This is a genomic window from Micromonospora sp. NPDC005197 (genome assembly GCF_040608295.1).
In the GTDB taxonomy this organism is placed as follows: Bacteria; Actinomycetota; Actinomycetes; order Mycobacteriales; family Micromonosporaceae; genus Micromonospora.
Map to the genome: position 1 here is coordinate 1 of NZ_JBEXHY010000120.1, position 15,162 is coordinate 15,162.

15 protein-coding genes and 1 pseudogene are annotated in these 15,162 nt (G+C 73.1%); 6 read left to right on the forward strand and 10 right to left on the reverse strand.

Annotated elements, in window-relative coordinates; genetic code table 11:
* The 4 genes and pseudogenes from ABZU46_RS26285 to ABZU46_RS26300 all read left to right on the forward strand — a co-directional run.
* Positions 1 to 525 (forward strand): annotated as a pseudogene (locus ABZU46_RS26285) (endonuclease/exonuclease/phosphatase family protein); the annotation flags it as partial.
* Positions 526 to 628: 103 nt separating this feature from the next.
* On the forward strand, positions 629 to 1,021 hold the full coding sequence (locus tag ABZU46_RS26290; protein ID WP_354861919.1) for a hypothetical protein: 393 nt from the start codon (positions 629 to 631) through the stop codon (positions 1,019 to 1,021).
* A 1-nt stretch (position 1,022) separates the two neighbouring features.
* Positions 1,023 to 3,467, forward strand: coding sequence for a DUF4132 domain-containing protein (locus ABZU46_RS26295; protein ID WP_354861921.1), 2,445 nt, complete (start codon positions 1,023 to 1,025; stop codon positions 3,465 to 3,467).
* Complete coding sequence (locus tag ABZU46_RS26300; RefSeq protein WP_354861923.1) at positions 3,467 to 3,688, forward strand: winged helix-turn-helix domain-containing protein; 222 nt, start codon at positions 3,467 to 3,469, stop codon at positions 3,686 to 3,688. The genes ABZU46_RS26295 and ABZU46_RS26300 overlap by 1 nt, the downstream gene beginning before the upstream one ends.
* Positions 3,689 to 3,705: 17 nt before the next feature.
* Here ABZU46_RS26300 and ABZU46_RS26305 read toward each other — a convergent pair whose 3' ends face one another.
* The 6 genes from ABZU46_RS26305 to ABZU46_RS26330 form a co-directional block, all read right to left on the reverse strand.
* Complete coding sequence (locus tag ABZU46_RS26305) at positions 3,706 to 4,320, reverse strand: LUD domain-containing protein (protein ID WP_354861924.1); 615 nt, start codon at positions 4,318 to 4,320, stop codon at positions 3,706 to 3,708.
* A complete protein-coding gene (locus ABZU46_RS26310) occupies positions 4,302 to 5,738 on the reverse strand; it encodes a LutB/LldF family L-lactate oxidation iron-sulfur protein (protein ID WP_354861942.1) in 1,437 nt (478 codons plus the stop codon). Before ABZU46_RS26310 ends, ABZU46_RS26305 begins: the two co-directional genes overlap by 19 nt.
* Before the next feature lie 20 nt (positions 5,739 to 5,758).
* Complete coding sequence (locus ABZU46_RS26315) at positions 5,759 to 6,526, reverse strand: (Fe-S)-binding protein (RefSeq protein ID WP_354861926.1); 768 nt, start codon at positions 6,524 to 6,526, stop codon at positions 5,759 to 5,761.
* 19 nt (positions 6,527 to 6,545) lie between these two features.
* Positions 6,546 to 7,295 carry an SDR family oxidoreductase gene (locus tag ABZU46_RS26320; RefSeq protein WP_354861928.1) on the reverse strand — a complete coding sequence of 250 codons (750 nt, stop codon included), beginning with the start codon at positions 7,293 to 7,295 and terminating at the stop codon, positions 6,546 to 6,548.
* Positions 7,292 to 8,143 carry a fumarylacetoacetate hydrolase family protein gene (locus ABZU46_RS26325; RefSeq protein ID WP_354861930.1) on the reverse strand — a complete coding sequence of 284 codons (852 nt, stop codon included), beginning with the start codon at positions 8,141 to 8,143 and terminating at the stop codon, positions 7,292 to 7,294. Before ABZU46_RS26325 ends, ABZU46_RS26320 begins: the two co-directional genes overlap by 4 nt.
* Before the next feature lie 97 nt (positions 8,144 to 8,240).
* On the reverse strand, positions 8,241 to 9,059 hold the full coding sequence (locus ABZU46_RS26330; RefSeq protein ID WP_354861931.1) for a helix-turn-helix transcriptional regulator: 819 nt from the start codon (positions 9,057 to 9,059) through the stop codon (positions 8,241 to 8,243).
* Positions 9,060 to 9,196: 137 nt separating this feature from the next.
* Here ABZU46_RS26330 and ABZU46_RS26335 point away from each other — a divergent pair, with 137 nt between their 5' ends.
* Positions 9,197 to 9,565, forward strand: coding sequence for a nuclear transport factor 2 family protein (locus ABZU46_RS26335; RefSeq protein ID WP_354861933.1), 369 nt, complete (start codon positions 9,197 to 9,199; stop codon positions 9,563 to 9,565).
* A 25-nt stretch (positions 9,566 to 9,590) separates the two neighbouring features.
* On the opposite strand, the gene ABZU46_RS26340 is transcribed toward ABZU46_RS26335, so the two are convergent.
* Positions 9,591 to 10,475: an MHYT domain-containing protein gene (locus ABZU46_RS26340; RefSeq protein WP_354861934.1), complete on the reverse strand. Its 885-nt coding sequence runs from the start codon at positions 10,473 to 10,475 to the stop codon at positions 9,591 to 9,593.
* Between the two features lie 166 nt (positions 10,476 to 10,641).
* On the reverse strand, positions 10,642 to 13,443 hold the full coding sequence (locus tag ABZU46_RS26345) for a DEAD/DEAH box helicase (RefSeq protein ID WP_354861936.1): 2,802 nt from the start codon (positions 13,441 to 13,443) through the stop codon (positions 10,642 to 10,644).
* 86 nt (positions 13,444 to 13,529) lie between these two features.
* Here ABZU46_RS26345 and ABZU46_RS26350 point away from each other — a divergent pair, with 86 nt between their 5' ends.
* Positions 13,530 to 14,300 (forward strand): HAD-IA family hydrolase, encoded by a 771-nt coding sequence (locus ABZU46_RS26350; RefSeq protein WP_354861937.1) that lies wholly within the window; start codon positions 13,530 to 13,532, stop codon positions 14,298 to 14,300.
* A 19-nt stretch (positions 14,301 to 14,319) separates the two neighbouring features.
* Here ABZU46_RS26350 and ABZU46_RS26355 read toward each other — a convergent pair whose 3' ends face one another.
* Positions 14,320 to 14,718 (reverse strand): hypothetical protein, encoded by a 399-nt coding sequence (locus ABZU46_RS26355; protein WP_354861939.1) that lies wholly within the window; start codon positions 14,716 to 14,718, stop codon positions 14,320 to 14,322.
* Positions 14,715 to 15,011, reverse strand: a complete 297-nt coding sequence (locus ABZU46_RS26360) for a hypothetical protein (protein WP_354861940.1) — start codon at positions 15,009 to 15,011, stop codon at positions 14,715 to 14,717. The genes ABZU46_RS26355 and ABZU46_RS26360 overlap by 4 nt, the downstream gene beginning before the upstream one ends.
* Between the last annotated feature and the right edge of the window lie 151 nt (positions 15,012 to 15,162).

Below are 15,162 nucleotides of genomic sequence, written 5' to 3' on the forward strand. Positions count from 1 at the left end.
GGCGCCGCTGGGGCGGTCGCCGACACCCGATGCCGCAACGGCCAGGCGTACGGCATCGGGTTGCTGACCCGGCTGCCGGCGGCCGACAGCCGGTACGCCGTGCACAGTGGAATCCACCCCACACAGGACGTCGCGGACCCCGAGGAACGACCCTGGCTCTGCGTCCACGTCGGCGGCGCCCTCAACGCCTGCACCACCCACCTGGCGGCGACCAGCCGCGCCGTCGCGCTCACCCAGTGCGGCCACCTGCTCGACGAGATCCTGCCCGCCATTCGTCGGAGCACCGGGTACGCGCCCACCGTGCTCAGCGGCGACCTCAACCTCCGCCTCGGCGACGACCCCGACGTACGGTCCTGCACGCCGCCCGGTTACCTGCGCGTCGGCGACGGCGCGGTGCAGCACATCCTGACGAGCACCGACATCGTGCTCTGCTGCACCCGGTCGGTGGGCATGGGTGGGGCGACCGACCACCCCGCCCTGCTGGCCACCCTCGTCATCGAGGACACACGGCCGACCCGCCGCTGACGACAGCCGCCGGCGGGTGCGGTAGGCAGAACAGTTCCTGCGGTGCTTCTCGTCGGAGGGTCGTGCCATGCTGCCGCTCATCTCAGAGCAGGGAGCACAGGGCATGGTCACGGTGATCGTTCGGGATGAGACAGCGACCGGCAGAGCCATCGAGAGCTGGCCGTTGGCGGGCCTGCCGGAGCGCATCTCGGCGCGGGAACTGGTCCGGCTGCGGGTGCGCGAGGAGGTGGCGCGGTTCAACGCCCAGCAGCCGCGGCACTTCCGGGGCCTGGTCCAGCCGACCGACACGGAGGCGACGCTGAACGGCTACCGGGTCACCCCGGGCAGGCGGCTCGACTGGGTGGCGCAGGCGGATCGGGCCTGCGCCGCGTTCGCCCGTAACGGTTTCCTGCTGTTGGTCGGCGACCGCCAGATCGAGGACCTCGACGAGGAGATCGACCTGCGTACCGACCCGGACGTGGCGTTCGTCCGGCTCGTCGCGCTGGTGGGTGGCTGACATGGGCGACTGGACGGCACTGCTGCCCCTCCTGACCGATGCGGACCGGCGACAGGTGGAGACCGGCGTCGCCGAGGCCGACGAACGGATCCGGGCGGTGCTGAGGATCGCGAGCACGTACTTCTGGGGCTCCTCGGTGACCAGCGTGCCGGAGTGGGCCACCGTCGAGTCGTGGCCAGCCGAGGAGCGTCGCCGCGCCGCCCTGGCCGTGCACCGGGAGTCGGCGAGCGGCTCGATCCCCACCGCGCTGAACGACGTCGTACGCAGCCTCGCCGCCGAGGACGTCCCGTTCACGCGGGCGGACCTGGTGTGGTGCCTGGACGTCCTCGCTCGCGGCGCCGGCTTCGACAACGGCGCCGACCTGGAGCTGCCCGCCCTGATCGCTCCGCGCCTGCCGGCCGCCGAGCTGGCCGACCTGGTGCCGGCGCTGTCCGCCCTCGTCAGTGAGCTGGTCGACGACTACTTCATCGCAGCGGGGCCCCGCCGACGTGCCGTGACGCTGCTCGGCCGGGCCATCGACCGGGCCACCGGTAGTCGCCTGCCGTCGTCGCTGTTGCACGGCGGGGACACCTTCGGGCCAGCCGTACGCGCCGACCTGGGAGCCGCCCTCGTCGCGCCGGGGGTGCCGGAATTGCTGGAGCACTGCGCCGCTCTGGACAAACCGGCGGCGACCGCGAAGTGGCTGCGCCGCCTCGACGAACTGCTCGCGGCCGCGCACGGCGGCCGGCAGGTCGTACGCCGGCTGCTCGACGCGTTCACCGCCCACGGCCGGACCGTCCACGACGACTCGGACCGCCTCCTGCGCGGGCTGGTCTGGGCGTTGTCGCGCGAGCGCGACGAAGGAGCGACGGACCTGCTGGCGCGGGTCACCGCCGGTGCGGCGGCAGCGCCGCGCCAGGCCGCCGGGTTCCCGTACGCCCCGCGCACGGCGATCGCGGCGGTACGACTGCTGGCCGACCGCGACGGCGACGTGCCGCTGCGCACGCTGGCCCGGCTGGCCGTGACGGTCCGGAACAAGGCCGTGCGGAGCCGGGTCCAGGCCGCGCTGACCCAGCTCGGCGCGCGACGCGGGTGGACGCTCAGCGAGGTCATGGAGCTGACAGTCGACGACCACGGGCTCGGGCCCGACGGGTGCCTGCGCACAGCCGTCGGCCCGTACGAGGCGACGGTCGAGATCGTGGGCGACCGGGCACGGCTGGTCTTCGCCCGGGACGGCGTTGCCCTCAAGGGCGTCCCGGCCCAGGTCAAGCAGGCGCATGGCGACGAGCTCACGCACCTGCGGGACGTCGTCAAGCGGATCGGCGCGACCCTGGCGAGCGAGCGCCAACGGGTGGAGGGGCTGCTGTCGGAGGAGCGCACCTGGTCGTACCCGGACTGGTCGTCGCGCTTCCTCGACCACCCGGTCACGGCGACCTACGGACGGCGCCTGCTGTGGGAGACCAGCACCGACGGCCAGCGCTGGACCGCCGGCCTGCCCCGACGGGACGGCGACGAGTGGACGATCGTCGACCGGGACGGCCGGGCCCTCGCGCACGGGTCGGTCCGGCTGTGGCATCCCGTCCGCGCGAACACGGCCGAGGTCCTCACCTGGCGTGGGCACCTGGTCGCCGCCAGCCTGACGCAGCCGTTCAAGCAGGTCTTCCGGGAGGTCTACCCGCGCACGCCGGCCGAGGAGAAGACGCACACCTACTCCAACCGGTTCGCCGGGCACATCCTGCGCTACCGGCAGGCCAACGCCCTGCTGCGCACCCGTGGCTGGCAGGCCGGCTACCTCGGCACCTGGGACGGCGGGTACGACAGCGAAGCCACCAAGGTCTTCGGCGGCGGGGCGTGGCGGGCGTCCTTCCACCACGCGCTTGTCGACAACCCCGATCCACACCACTACGACGTCGAGTACTGCTCCACCGACCAGGTGCGCTTCGCCCGACACGACGGGACGACCTGGCTGCCCGCCCCGGTCATCGACGTGCCACCGCTGGTGTTCAGCGAGGCCATGCGCGACGTGGACCTGTTCGTCGGCGTCACCTCGATCGCCACCGACCCGCAGTGGGCCGATCGCGGCGACGAACGCTTCTCCGCCTACTGGCAGCGCACGGCGGTCGCGGAGCTGACCCCGTCGGCGCAGGTACGCCGGGACGCGCTCGCGCGGCTGCTGCCCAGAATGGCCATCGCCGACCGGGTGGACCTCACGGACCGGTATCTGCGGGTCCGGGGGACCCTGCGCGCGTACCGGATCCACCTCGGGTCGGGCAACGTCATGATGGAGCCCGACGACGCGTACCTGTGCATCGTCGCCGCGCGCGCACAGACCGGGCGTCTGCACCTGCCGTTCGACGACGACCCCATGCTGTCCACGATCCTGTCCAAGGCGATCATGCTGGCCGCCGACGACCGGATCACCGACCCCACCGTGCTGAGCCAACTGCGACCCGTCGAGGTCGACTGATGCCGACCGAGAGAGTGGACTACCGGCGCAGAGCGAACGAGATCGCCGGAAAGATCAAGTCCGGAGAACTTGCGCCGGGCGAGAAGCTACCGTCCACACGGGAGCTTGCCGAGCAGCACGCCGTGCACATTTCCACCATCAACCGGGTCATGACCATCCTCAAGGACCGCGGGTTGGTTGAGGGACATCCCGGTAAAGGTGTCTACGTAGCCGAGGGATGAGCTCAGGCCGGCCGGGGTCAGGGCAGCAGGACGACGTGCAGACGGCGCGGGCCGTGCACCCCCTCCACCCGGATCAACTCGATGTCGCTGGTGGCCGACGGCCCACTGATCCAGGTCAGCGGGCGGTGCGGCGTCAGTCGGGCCAGGGCCTCGGGCACGGTGGCCACCACCTGGTCGGCGCGGAGGACGCACACATGCCGGTCCGGTAGGAGGCTGAGCACCCGGCGGCCCTGGTCGGGCGAGCCGTCGAGGACGATCGTTCCGGTCTGGGCGATGGCGACGGCGGCGGCGGTGACGACGGCGTCCGCGGCGCCGATCCGCGCGTGGTCGAGGCCGTCGTCGGTCAGCGCGGTCACCGTCGGCGGCAGCCAGGCAGGCGGCAGGCCCGGCGGTACGACGACGGTGCCCCCCACCGGCAGGAGGTCGGCGATCGTGTCGGCGACGGCGGCCTCGGCGACCCGGTGCACGTGCGCCCGGTAGTCGGTCAGCCGCTGCGCCAGCTGGTCGAGGTCGACGGTGTCGGCCTGCCGGTAGTCGCGGGGCGCCGGCGCCGGCGCGGGGCTGCCGGTGGCGAGCGCGGCCCGCAGCCGGCCGAGGACGAGGTCCCGGGAGGTCACCGCCCGGCCCACCATTCGCGGAACGTCTGCGCCGGCGGGTCCGGCAGGTCCCGGCTGGCGGTCCAGCCGTTCAGCGGTGGGGGCAGCCCTCGGCCACGCCGACCGGCGAGCCGGCTCAGCCGCGCGGCGCGCTGCCCGGCCGCGTACAGCCGGGGTCGGTCCATCGTGTACGCGGCGGCGGCCATCGCGATCGACTCGGCGGTGGGCCGCGGTCGCGACTCGACGGCCTCGGCACGCAGGTGCACCAGCAGCTCCGGGATGTTGATTTTGACGGGGCAGGCGTCGTAGCAGGCGCCGCAGAGCGTCGACGCGTACGGCAGGGAGGCGTTGTCCTCGATGCCGGTGAGCTGGGGCGACAGCACCGCCCCGATGGGCCCCGGGTACACCGACCCGTAGGCGTGGCCGCCGGCACGCTCGTAGACCGGGCACACGTTGAGGCACGCCGAGCAGCGGATGCACCGCAGCGCCTGCCGGCCGACCTCGTCGGCGAGCACCGCGCTACGCCCGTTGTCGAGCAGGACCAGGTGGAACGCCTGCGGCCCGTCGCCCGGGGTCACGCCCGTCCACATCGAGGTGTACGGGTTCATCCGCTCCCCCGTCGACGCCCGCGGCAGCAGCTGGAGGAAGACCTCCAGGTCCCGCCAGGTCGGCACCACCTTCTCCACGCCCATGACGGTGATGAGGGTTTCCGGCAGGGTCAGGCACATCCGCCCGTTGCCCTCGGACTCGACCACGGCCAGGGTGCCCGTCTCGGCGACGGCGAAGTTCGCGCCGGACACCGCCACCGGCGTACTCAGGAACGTCTCGCGCAGGAACCGGCGCGCGGCGGCCGCGAGGGCCGCCGGGTCGTCGGTGAGCGCCGGGTCGACGCCGGGCATCTCCCGCAGGAAGATCTCCCGGATCTCGGCCCGGTTGCGGTGGATCGCGGGCACCAGGATGTGGCTCGGCCGGTCGTCGCCGAGCTGCACGATCAGCTCCGCCAGGTCCGTCTCGATTGGGGTGATCCCGGCCGCTTCGAGGGCCTCGTTGAGGCCGATCTCCTGGGTCGCCATGGACTTGACCTTGATGACCCGGTCCGCGCCGGCCGCGCGGACGAGGTCGGTGACGATCCGGTTGGCCTCAACCGCGTCCGCCGCCCAGTGCACCACGCCGCCGGCCTCGGTGACCTTCTCTTCGAGCTGTTCCAGCAGGTCGGGCAGGCGGTGCAGGGTGTCGGCCTTGATGGCCGCGCCCGCCGCGCGCAACTGCTCCCAGTCCGCCTGCTCGGCGATCACACCCGCGGACTTGGCCCGGATCGTCGACGTGGCGTGGCGGAGGTTGCGCCGCAGTTGCGGGTCGGCCAGGCTGCGCCGCGCGGCGCTCGGGAACGACTCGTCGCCGCGCAGGTGCCCCACGCCCGCCGGCGCGGTCACCGGTGGGGTGGTCGCCGGCATGCCGAGGAACGTCCGGCGGGTCACGACCGGACCGCCGACCGGGCGCTGACCGTGCCGCTCTGCTCGGTCGAGGCCAGGATCTCGGCGAGGTGCACGGTGCGCACCCCGGTCCGCAGTCGCGACAGGCCGCCGCCGATGTGCATGAGACACGAGACGTCCCCGGCGGCGCACACGTCGGCGCCGGTGGCGAGCACGTGGCGCATCTTGTCCGCCAGCATCGCCGTGGACGTCTCCGGGTTCTTCACCGCGAACGTGCCGCCGAACCCGCAGCACTGCTCCGCCGCCGGCAACTCGACCAGGTCGAGGCCGCGCACCGCGCGCAGCAACTGTCGCGGCCGGTCACCCACCCGCAGCATCCGCAGCGAGTGGCAGGTCGGATGGTAGGTGACCCGGTGCGGGTAGTACGCGCCCACGTCGGTCACCCCGAGCACGTCGACGAGCAGCTCCGACAGCTCGTACGTCCGCTCGGCCACCGACTCGGCCCGGCTGGCCAGCCGTACGTCGCCGGCCCGCCGGGCCACCATCGCGTGCTGGTGGCGCACCGACCCGACGCAGGAGCCCGACGGCGCGACGATCACGTCGTACGGGTCGAAGACCCGCACGTGCCGGCGTACCAGGGGAACGGCCTCGCGCTGGTAGCCGGTGTTGACGTGCATCTGCCCGCAGCAGGTCTGCTCCGGCGGGAAGACCACCTCGTGGCCGAGCCGCTCCAGCAGCCGCACCGTCGCGGTGGCCGCCTGCGGGAACATGGTGTCGGCCAGGCAGGTCACGAACAGCGCGATCCGCACCGCACACCCCCGCCCGTCGTCACGGCCGGACCCGCAGATGGGTGAGGCCACCGTCGACGTCCAACACCGTACCCGTGGTCGACGCCGAGAGCGGCGACGCGAGGTAGACGATCGCGTTCGCGACCTCCTGCGGCGTGACCAGTCGTCCGATGGGCTGGCGGGCCTGCAACGCCAGGCGCTCGGCGGCCGGGTCGTCCGCCTGCGCCAGCAGTCGTCCCACCCAGGGCGTGTCGGCCGTGCCGGGGCAGACGCAGTTGAACCGGATGCCCTCGCGGACGTGGTCGGTGGCCATGGCGAGGGTCAGCGACAGCACGGCGCCCTTGCTGGCCGAGTAGAGCGCCCGGCCGGGCAATCCGTTGAGCGCGGCGATGGACGAGAGGTTGACGACCGACGCGTGCTCCGAGCGGCGCAGCCAGGGCAGGGCCGCGCTGACGACGCGCGCCATGCCGACCACGTTGACGTCGAGCACGCGGTGCCACTCGTCGTCGGTCTGGTCGGCGACGGTCCCGGTCGCGCCGATCCCGGCGTTGTTGACCACCACGTCGATGCCGCCGAGCGCGTCGGCGGCCGCGGCGACAGCCTGTTGCACCGACGGGCGGCTCGACACGTCGGCGGCGATGCCGGCGATGCCCTCCGGCAGGCCGCTCGGGTCGAGGTCGAGGACGGCCACCCGGGCCCCCCGCTCGCGCAACTCCACGGCGGTGGCGCGGCCGATGCCGGAGGCGCCTCCCGTGACCAGCGCGGCCAGCCCGGCGAACTCCGCGCTCATGCCGCCACCAACGTCTGGCGTGCCCGCCCCAGGCCGGCGACCTCCAGCTCCACCACGTCGCCGGCGCGCAGGTACGGGTGGTCCGGAAGGCCCAGCGCCACCCCGGCGGGCGTGCCCGTGTTGATGACGTCGCCGGGGTACAGGACCATGAACTGGCTGAGGTACCAGACGACGTGCGCGACCGGGAAGATCATGTCCTTGGTGGACCCGTCCTGGCGGAGAACCCCGTTGACCCACAACCGCAGCGCCAGCGACTGCGGGTCGTCGACCTCGTCGGCCGGCACGAGGCTCGGCCCCAGCGGGTTGAAGGTCTCGCAGCTCTTGCCCTTGTCCCACTGGCCCCCGCGCTCCAACTGGAACGCCCGCTCGGAGACGTCGTGCGACACCGCGTACCCCGCGATGTGCCGCATGGCCTCCTGCGGGGAGTCGGCGTAGCGGATGGTCGTGCCGACGACGACCGCGAGTTCGACCTCCCAGTCGGTCTTCGTCGAGCCGCGCGGAACGAGAACGTCGTCGTACGGCCCGACGATCGTCATCGGGTCCTTCATGAAGACCACCGGCTCGGCCGGCAGCGCCGCACCCGTCTCCGCCGCGTGATCGCGGTAGTTGAGTCCGATGCAGACGATCTTGTGAGGTCGGGCGATGGGAGCACCCACCCGCAGGCTGTCCGCGTCGGGCAGCTCGGCCAGCTCGCCACTGTCGAGCGCGACCCGCGTCCGCGCGATCCCGTCCGACGCCCAGAACGCCCCGTCCAGGTCTGCGGTGAGCGGCCGCAGGTCGAAGGTCGTACCGTCGCGCTGGACGACCGGGATCTCCTGGCCGCTCGGGCCGAGGCGCTGGAAGTTCATCTCACTCTCCTCTGTGTCCGGGCTGACTGGCGGGTGGCGGACACCCCCGCATTCAACACCGACACGCCCCGCGACCGGCACAGCGGGAGCACCTCGGTCAGCTCGGTGGGACCTCGTCGCCGCCCCGTACGCCGAGGGCGCGCAGCGTCGCCGCGTCGGCGGGGAAGAACGACTCGACGGCCAGCCCGGCGACGGTGACGTCGAGCGGGGTGCCGAACACGGTGGTGGTGCTGAGGAAGGACAGTTCCCGGCCGTGGTGGCGGTACCGGAGTCCGACGGCGACCCGCGAGACCGGGTCGTCCAAAGCCTGCGAATGGCCGTTGCCGCCGGGATAGCCGCGCAGCTCCTCGTACAGGTCGTGCAGGGCCGCGTCGCCGGTGGCGGCGGCCGTCTGGCGCAGCCGGGTGAGCAGGTGCGTACGCCACTCGGGCAGGTTGCCGATCCGCGGGGCCATGCCGTCGGGGTGCAGGCTGAGCCGCAGGACGTTGACCGGAGGGACGAGCAGGTGCGGCGCCGCGCCGTCGGTGAACAACGCCACGGCGGGGTTGGCCTCGACGAGTTGCCAGTGCCGGTCGATGAGCGCCGCCGGGTACGGGCCGTGGCCGTCGAGGATCCGCCGTACGGCGGCACGCACCGGGGCCAGCTCCGGGTCGTCCAGCTCGTGGCGGGGATAGGCGGGCGCGTACCCGCCGGCGAGCAGGATGGTGTTGCGGTCCGCAAGCGGTACGTCGAGCTGCTCGGCGAGCCGCAGGATCAGCTCGGGGCTCGGCCGGGACCGCCCGGTCTCCACGAAGCTCAGATGTCGAGCGGAGATCCCCGTCTCGATCGACAGGTCGAGTTGGCTCATCCGGCGGCTCTGGCGCCAGTCGCGCAGCAGCTCGCCGACCCGTCGTACCGGCCTGGTCGTCGTCGTCACGCGACCGACCCTAGTGATCGCGCCGGCGCACGGACCATTACCTCCGACGTAATCGACAGCGCCCCGGGCGGGCCGCAACCATCTCTCCCGAGAGCGGCGCCCACCGCCGCTCGTCACCCGACGATGAGGAGAGAGCCATGGCTACGAGCTTCGACGCGCTGGCCGAGCGGTACATCGCGATCTGGAACGAGACCGACCCGGCCCGTCGCCGCACCCAGATCGCCGACGTGTGGGCCCCCGACGCCCGCTACGTCGACCCGCTCACCGTCGCCGAGGGCCGGAAGGCGATCGACGCCACGATCGCGGCCGTGCAGGGCCAGTTTCCCGGCATGACGTTCCGGCTGGCCGGCCCGGTCGACGGCCACCACGACCAGGTCCGGTTCACCTGGGAGTTGGGGCCCGACGGGGTCGAGGCGCCGGTCGTGGGCTTCGACGTCGCCGTGCTGGACGGCAACGGGCAGCTCAGCCAGGTGCTCGGCTTCCTGGACCGGGTCCCGGTGGCCTGATCACTCCCGCCCCGGGTGCTGGGCGTCAGCGCGGCGGGGTGTCCCGACGCGACGGGAACGGGGTGCCGGGCTGCCCCAGGGTGGAGCGGGCACGCAGCCCGACCGGGTCCGGAGCGGCCACCGGCGCAGCCGGGGCCGGCTCCGGTCCCCGGCGCGCGTCGAGGTACGCGGCGGCGGCCCGGTCGTCGTCGGTGGGCGCGGCGAGCAGGGCGTAGAGCAGCCCGACCACCCCGAAGATCACCGCCACGATGATCGGCACCAGCAACGCGCTCACCCTGGTGCCGGTCACCCCGTCCGCACGTTCGTGCAGGTGCACCGAGAGCGCGCTCATGCCGGTGAAGTGCATGCCGTTCACGGCGACGCCCATGACCAGCGCGGACGCGAAGATCGCCAGTGGGCGACGGACGGTCATCGCGAGCCACAGCGCGACGGTGGCGGCGACGACCGCGACGACCACCGAGAGGATGACGCGGGTGCTGTCGTAGCCGAGGCTGCCGTTGAGGCGCATCGCCGCCATGCCGGTGTAGTGCATGGCGGCGACGCCGACGCCGGTGAAGACGCCACCGGCGACGAGGCGTACCGGATTCAGCCGGCCGGTGCCGACGATGGCCAGGCCGATACCGACCGCGACCACCGCGATGGCGGTGCTGGCGGCGGTGAGGGGCACGTCGTACCGGATGCGGGTGCCGCCGACGGCGAAGCCGAGCATGGCCATGAAGTGCATCGCCCAGATGGCGGTGCCGCCGAGCGCCCAGGCGGCCAGCAGACCCCACCAGGCGCGCTGACCGGCGGTACGGGCGGTACGGATGCGACCGGCGCAGACGAGCCCGAGGATCGAGCCGAGCACGGACAGCGCGTAGCTCAGCGCGGGTGTGATCCACCCGTACTCAAAGTGATTGATGTCCGCCACGGCGGTCCTCTCCCCCATTCGTTACCGGCGCGTAAGTACGGCGCTCGGGCAATGATCAGGGGTGCCCCGACCAGGCGCAACAGCGCCCCCCGGGCTGTTCGGGGGGTGCCGTCGCGGTGACCGTCCGATGCGTCGGTTCGCGGGCGACGCTGACCGAAAATGATGATCAGGCGGAGGTGTGGTACGCCAGCACGCCCCGGTTGATGGCCGCTATCGCCTGTCGGGCGGTGGAGCGCAGCTCCGGCGAGGCGCCGCCGGAGTCGGCAAGTTGACCGAGCAGGTCGACCACCTGCCGGGCCCACCGGACGAAGTCACCGGCGGGCATCTCCCCGTCAATCTCGTGCCCGCTGCCGAGCACCTTGGCCAGCGCCTCGCCCCGCGCCCACCGGTAGACCGGCCAGGCGAAGCCGAGATCCGGCTCCCGGGTCGCGGCCAGACCGCGCGCCGCCTCGTCGGCTTCGATCTCACCCCACAGCTTCAGCGTCTCGTCGACGGCGTCGGCCACCGGGCCGCGCGGCAGCGACGCCCGCTCGTCGACGTCGCGACGCGCCTCGAAGACCACCACGGACACCGCGGCGGCCAGCTCGGCCGGGGAGAGCCCGTCCCACACCCGTCGGCGCAGACACTCGGCGACCAGCAGATCCGCTTCCGTCCAGATCCGCCCGAGCATCCGACCGGCGTCGGTGACCACGCCGTCACGGGCGAGGTAACCACGATCGGTCAGCAGCGCGACGATCCGGTCGAAGGTCCGCGCGAGGGACCCGGTGCGCCCGGACACCCGCTCGCGCAGCTCCTCGGTGTCCCGCTCCAGCCGACGGCGCCGCTCCGCCCAGCGGGCGTGCTCCTCGCGCTCCGGGCAGGCGTGGCAGGGATGGTTACGCAGCTCGGTGCGGAGTTGGGTGAGCCGGTGGTCCTCGCCGGGCGCCTGCCGGGAGCGGCCACCGCGGCGACCGCCGTGCCGGTCCAGGCCGGTGCCGCTGACCTCGGCGGCCAGGTCCCGCCGGGCACCCGGCGAGCGGTGGTTGAAATGTTTGGGCACCCGGATGCGGGCCAGCACCTCGGCCGGGGTGGTGAAGTCGCCGGGGCTGACCCGCCCCGCCCAGCGGTCCTGGGTGAGCACCAGCGGACGAGGTTCGCCGAAACCACCGGTCGCCGGGTCGAGCACGACGGCCAGGCCGGCCCGCCGGCCCGACGGCACGCGGATCACGTCGCCGACCCGCAGGCGCTCCAGCGACGCCACGGCGGCGGCCTTGCGCTGGGTCTGCCCCTGCCGGGCGATGGCCTTCTCCCGGTCGGCGATCGCCACCCGCAGCGCGAAGTACTCGTCGAAGTCGCCGTGGTGGCAGGCGGCCTCCGCGCCGTACGCCTCGATGGTCTCGGTGTTGCGCTGCACCTGCCGAGCCAGGCCGACCACCGACCGGTCGGCCTGGAACTGGGCGAACGAGGACTCCAGCAGCGCCCGGGCGGGCTCCGCGCCGACCGTGCCGACCAGGTTCACCGCCATGTTGTACGAGGGCCGGAAGCTGGAGCGCAACGGATAGGTGCGGGTGGAGGCGAGCCCGGCCACGTGCCGTGGGTCGGTCTCCGGGGACCACACCACGACGGCGTGCCCCTCGACGTCGATGCCACGCCGACCGGCACGGCCGGTGAGCTGGGTGTACTCCCCCGGGGTCAGGTCGACGTGCGCCTCGCCGTTGTACTTGACCAGCCGTTCCAGGACCACGCAGCGGGCCGGCATGTTGATGCCCAACGCCAGGGTCTCGGTGGCGAAGACCGCCTTGACCAGACCCCGGACGAACAGCTCCTCGACGATCTCCTTGAACACCGGCAGCATGCCGGCGTGGTGGGCCGCGAGGCCACGCTCCAACCCGTCGAGCCACTCCCAGTAGCCCAGCACCGTCAGGTCCTCGCCGGGGATGGCGGTGACCCGGGACTCGACCACCCGGCGGATCTCGGCCCGCTCCTCGGGCGAGGTGAGCCGCAGCCCGGCGGCCAGGCACTGCTGCACGGCGGCGGCGCAGCCGGCCCGGCTGAAGATGAACAGGATCGCCGGCAGCAGCCCTTCGCGGTCCAGCCGGTCGACGATGTCCGGGCGCATCGGCCCCCGCCAGCGGGGGCCGCGCCGACCGGCGCCCGGCCCGGCGCTGCGCCCCTCCCCCAGCTCCAGGCGGCGCATCTGGTCGCGTGTGTAGCGCAGCAACTCCGGGTGCACGTCGTGCTTGCGGGCGGCGTCGGCGTCGTGGAACAGGTCGAACATCCGCTTGCCGACCAGCATGTGCTGCCACAGCGGCACCGGCCGGTGCTCGCTGACCACCACAGCGGTCTCGCCGCGCACGGTGACCAACCAGTCGGCGAACTCCTCGGCGTTGGACACGGTCGCCGACAGCGAGACCAGGGTGACCGAGGCGGGCAGGTGGATGATCACCTCTTCCCACACGCCGCCGCGGAACCGGTCGGCGAGGTAGTGCACCTCGTCCATCACCACGTACGCCAGCCCCTGCAGGGTGCTGGACCCCGCGTAGAGCATGTTGCGCAGCACCTCGGTGGTCATCACCACCACGGGCGCGTCGCCGTTGATCGCGTTGTCGCCGGTGAGCAGGCCGACCTGCTCGGCGCCGTACCGGGCGACCAGATCGTGGTACTTCTGGTTGGACAGCGCCTTGATCGGCGTGGTGTAGAAGCACTTGCGCCGGGTCGGTGGCGTCGCGGCGTCGTCGGCCGCCGCCGGGTCGTCGGGCCGCCCGCGCAGCGCCAGGTGTACGGCGAACTCGCCGACCACGGTCTTACCCGCGCCGGTGGGGGCACAGACCAGCACGCCGCTGCCCCGCTCCAACGACTGACACGCCTCGCGCTGGAAGTCGTCGAGATCGAACCCCAGGTCCAGGGCGAACTCGTCCAGTGCCGGGAACTGCGCGGTCTGCGCGGCCCGGCGGCGCGCCGCTGCGTACCGCTCGGCGGGGCTCGACATGGCACCAAGATTAGTGCGTGCCGGGACAGTGCACCCCACAAGGCCGTCCCGAGGGGCCGTCGGCGGGGGTCGGTAGGGTGCACGGCGTGCCGGACCATGCCGAACCGCCCCAGACCAGTCCGCCGGGCAGCGTCGCGGACGCCAGCGCCCCGCGGGCGTCCCGACGGCCCGTCAAGGCGGTGCTCTTCGACTTCCACGGCACCCTGGCCCAGGTGGAGGAGCCCCGACAGTGGGTCATCGAAGCCGCCGCCGCGTGCGGGGTCACCCTGGACCGGGTTCGCGCCACCTCGCTGGCCGACCGGCTGCTCACCGCCGGCCGCGCGGGCGGCCCCCTGCCGGCCCGGGTGCCGCCCCGGCTGGCCGAGCTGTGGGCCGACCGGGACCTCTACGCGCACGCGCACCGGGGTGCGTACACGGGGCTGGCCGAAACCGTGGACGCGGGCATCGAGGGTTTCGCCGACGCGCTCTACGAGCGGCTGCTCGTCGCCGAGGGCTGGCTGCCGTACCCGGACACCGCTCCCACGCTGGCCGCGCTGCGCGACGCCGGTGTGCGGGTGGCGGTGGTCAGCAACATCGGCTTCGACCTGCGGCCGCACTTCGACGCCTGGGGGTTGACCGACCTCGTCGACGCGTTCGTGCTGTCGTACGAGGTGGGGCGCTGCAAGCCCGACCCGGCGATCTTCTGGCGGGCGTGCGGGATGCTCGGCGTCGACCCCGAGCAGACGCTGATGGTCGGCGACAGTCCGGCGGACGCGGGCGCCGTCGCCGCCGGCTGCGCGGTGCTGGTGCTCCCGGCCGCCGACCCGGGCCGGGAGAACGGCCTCGGCGCGGTCCTGGACCTGGCCCTGCCGACCTGAGCCGCGCCCGCGGAAACCGTCAGGTCGGGATGTGGATGACCGGCAGCTCGCCGTCGCCGTACCGGTCCTCCCCGGTCAGGATCGAGGCGTCATGGTCGAGTACGGCCAGCACCGTGGTGGCGAGATCGGCGCGACCCGTCACCGTCCGCCAGTAGCTGAGCTCGTGCCAGGAGCGCCCCTCGGTGGAGAGCACCGCACAGGCGTCCAGGGTCAGCAGCCGGTGCAGGGTCGCCCGTTCCTTCGGGTCGCTGACGATCGCCAGGGCCTCCGCCGCGGTCACGGCGGTGACACCGAACCTGTTGCGGTCCTGGATGACCTCGTGCAGCGGCTCCCCGACATGCACCGACCCCGCCAGATAAGCCAGCAGCGCTGACCGATCCAGCACGAGCCGAACCGGCCGGTCGTCCGCGGCGCTCACGCGGCCGGCTGGTCGGTGGTGTCCAGCAGGTGTTGGCGTGCCCGCTCACGCAGCGCATTCCGGCGCTCCGGCGACCAGTCGGCCTCAACGGCGGCACGACGGGCGCGCGCCTCGGCCACACCCTGCTCGGTGATCTGGATGCCCTGGTGGGCCAGCTCCGCGTCCAGGGCGTCCAGACGCATCCGGTCCCGGACGGCCTGGGTGATGTACGCGCTGGCGTTGGACTCGTGCTCCAGGCGCTCCGCCACGTCGGGTGGGACGGAGATGGACAGCTTCCGCATCGCGCTGGTCATACCCAAGACCGTACGCCGGTAGCACCGCGTTGGCGAACACCTACGGCCGTGTCCCGCGCTCGGGTGCGTGCGGGGTCATGCCGAGCAGCCCTTCCTGCCAACCGACCGCGTTGAGGGTGTACCCCTGCCCGGCCCGGTTCCCAGCCCGCCG

Coding starts and splice junctions, on each gene's coding strand:
- ABZU46_RS26290 (WP_354861919.1), top strand. CDS start 629: ATGGTCACGGTGATCGTTCGGGATGAGACAGCGACCGGCAGAGCCATC.
- ABZU46_RS26295 (WP_354861921.1), top strand. CDS start 1,023: ATGGGCGACTGGACGGCACTGCTGCCCCTCCTGACCGATGCGGACCGG.
- ABZU46_RS26300 (WP_354861923.1), top strand. CDS start 3,467: ATGCCGACCGAGAGAGTGGACTACCGGCGCAGAGCGAACGAGATCGCC.
- ABZU46_RS26305 (WP_354861924.1), bottom strand. CDS start 4,320: ATGGTGGGCCGGGCGGTGACCTCCCGGGACCTCGTCCTCGGCCGGCTG.
- ABZU46_RS26310 (WP_354861942.1), bottom strand. CDS start 5,738: ATGCCGGCGACCACCCCACCGGTGACCGCGCCGGCGGGCGTGGGGCAC.
- ABZU46_RS26320 (WP_354861928.1), bottom strand. CDS start 7,295: ATGAGCGCGGAGTTCGCCGGGCTGGCCGCGCTGGTCACGGGAGGCGCC.
- ABZU46_RS26325 (WP_354861930.1), bottom strand. CDS start 8,143: ATGAACTTCCAGCGCCTCGGCCCGAGCGGCCAGGAGATCCCGGTCGTC.
- ABZU46_RS26335 (WP_354861933.1), top strand. CDS start 9,197: ATGGCTACGAGCTTCGACGCGCTGGCCGAGCGGTACATCGCGATCTGG.
- ABZU46_RS26345 (WP_354861936.1), bottom strand. CDS start 13,443: ATGTCGAGCCCCGCCGAGCGGTACGCAGCGGCGCGCCGCCGGGCCGCG.
- ABZU46_RS26360 (WP_354861940.1), bottom strand. CDS start 15,011: ATGACCAGCGCGATGCGGAAGCTGTCCATCTCCGTCCCACCCGACGTG.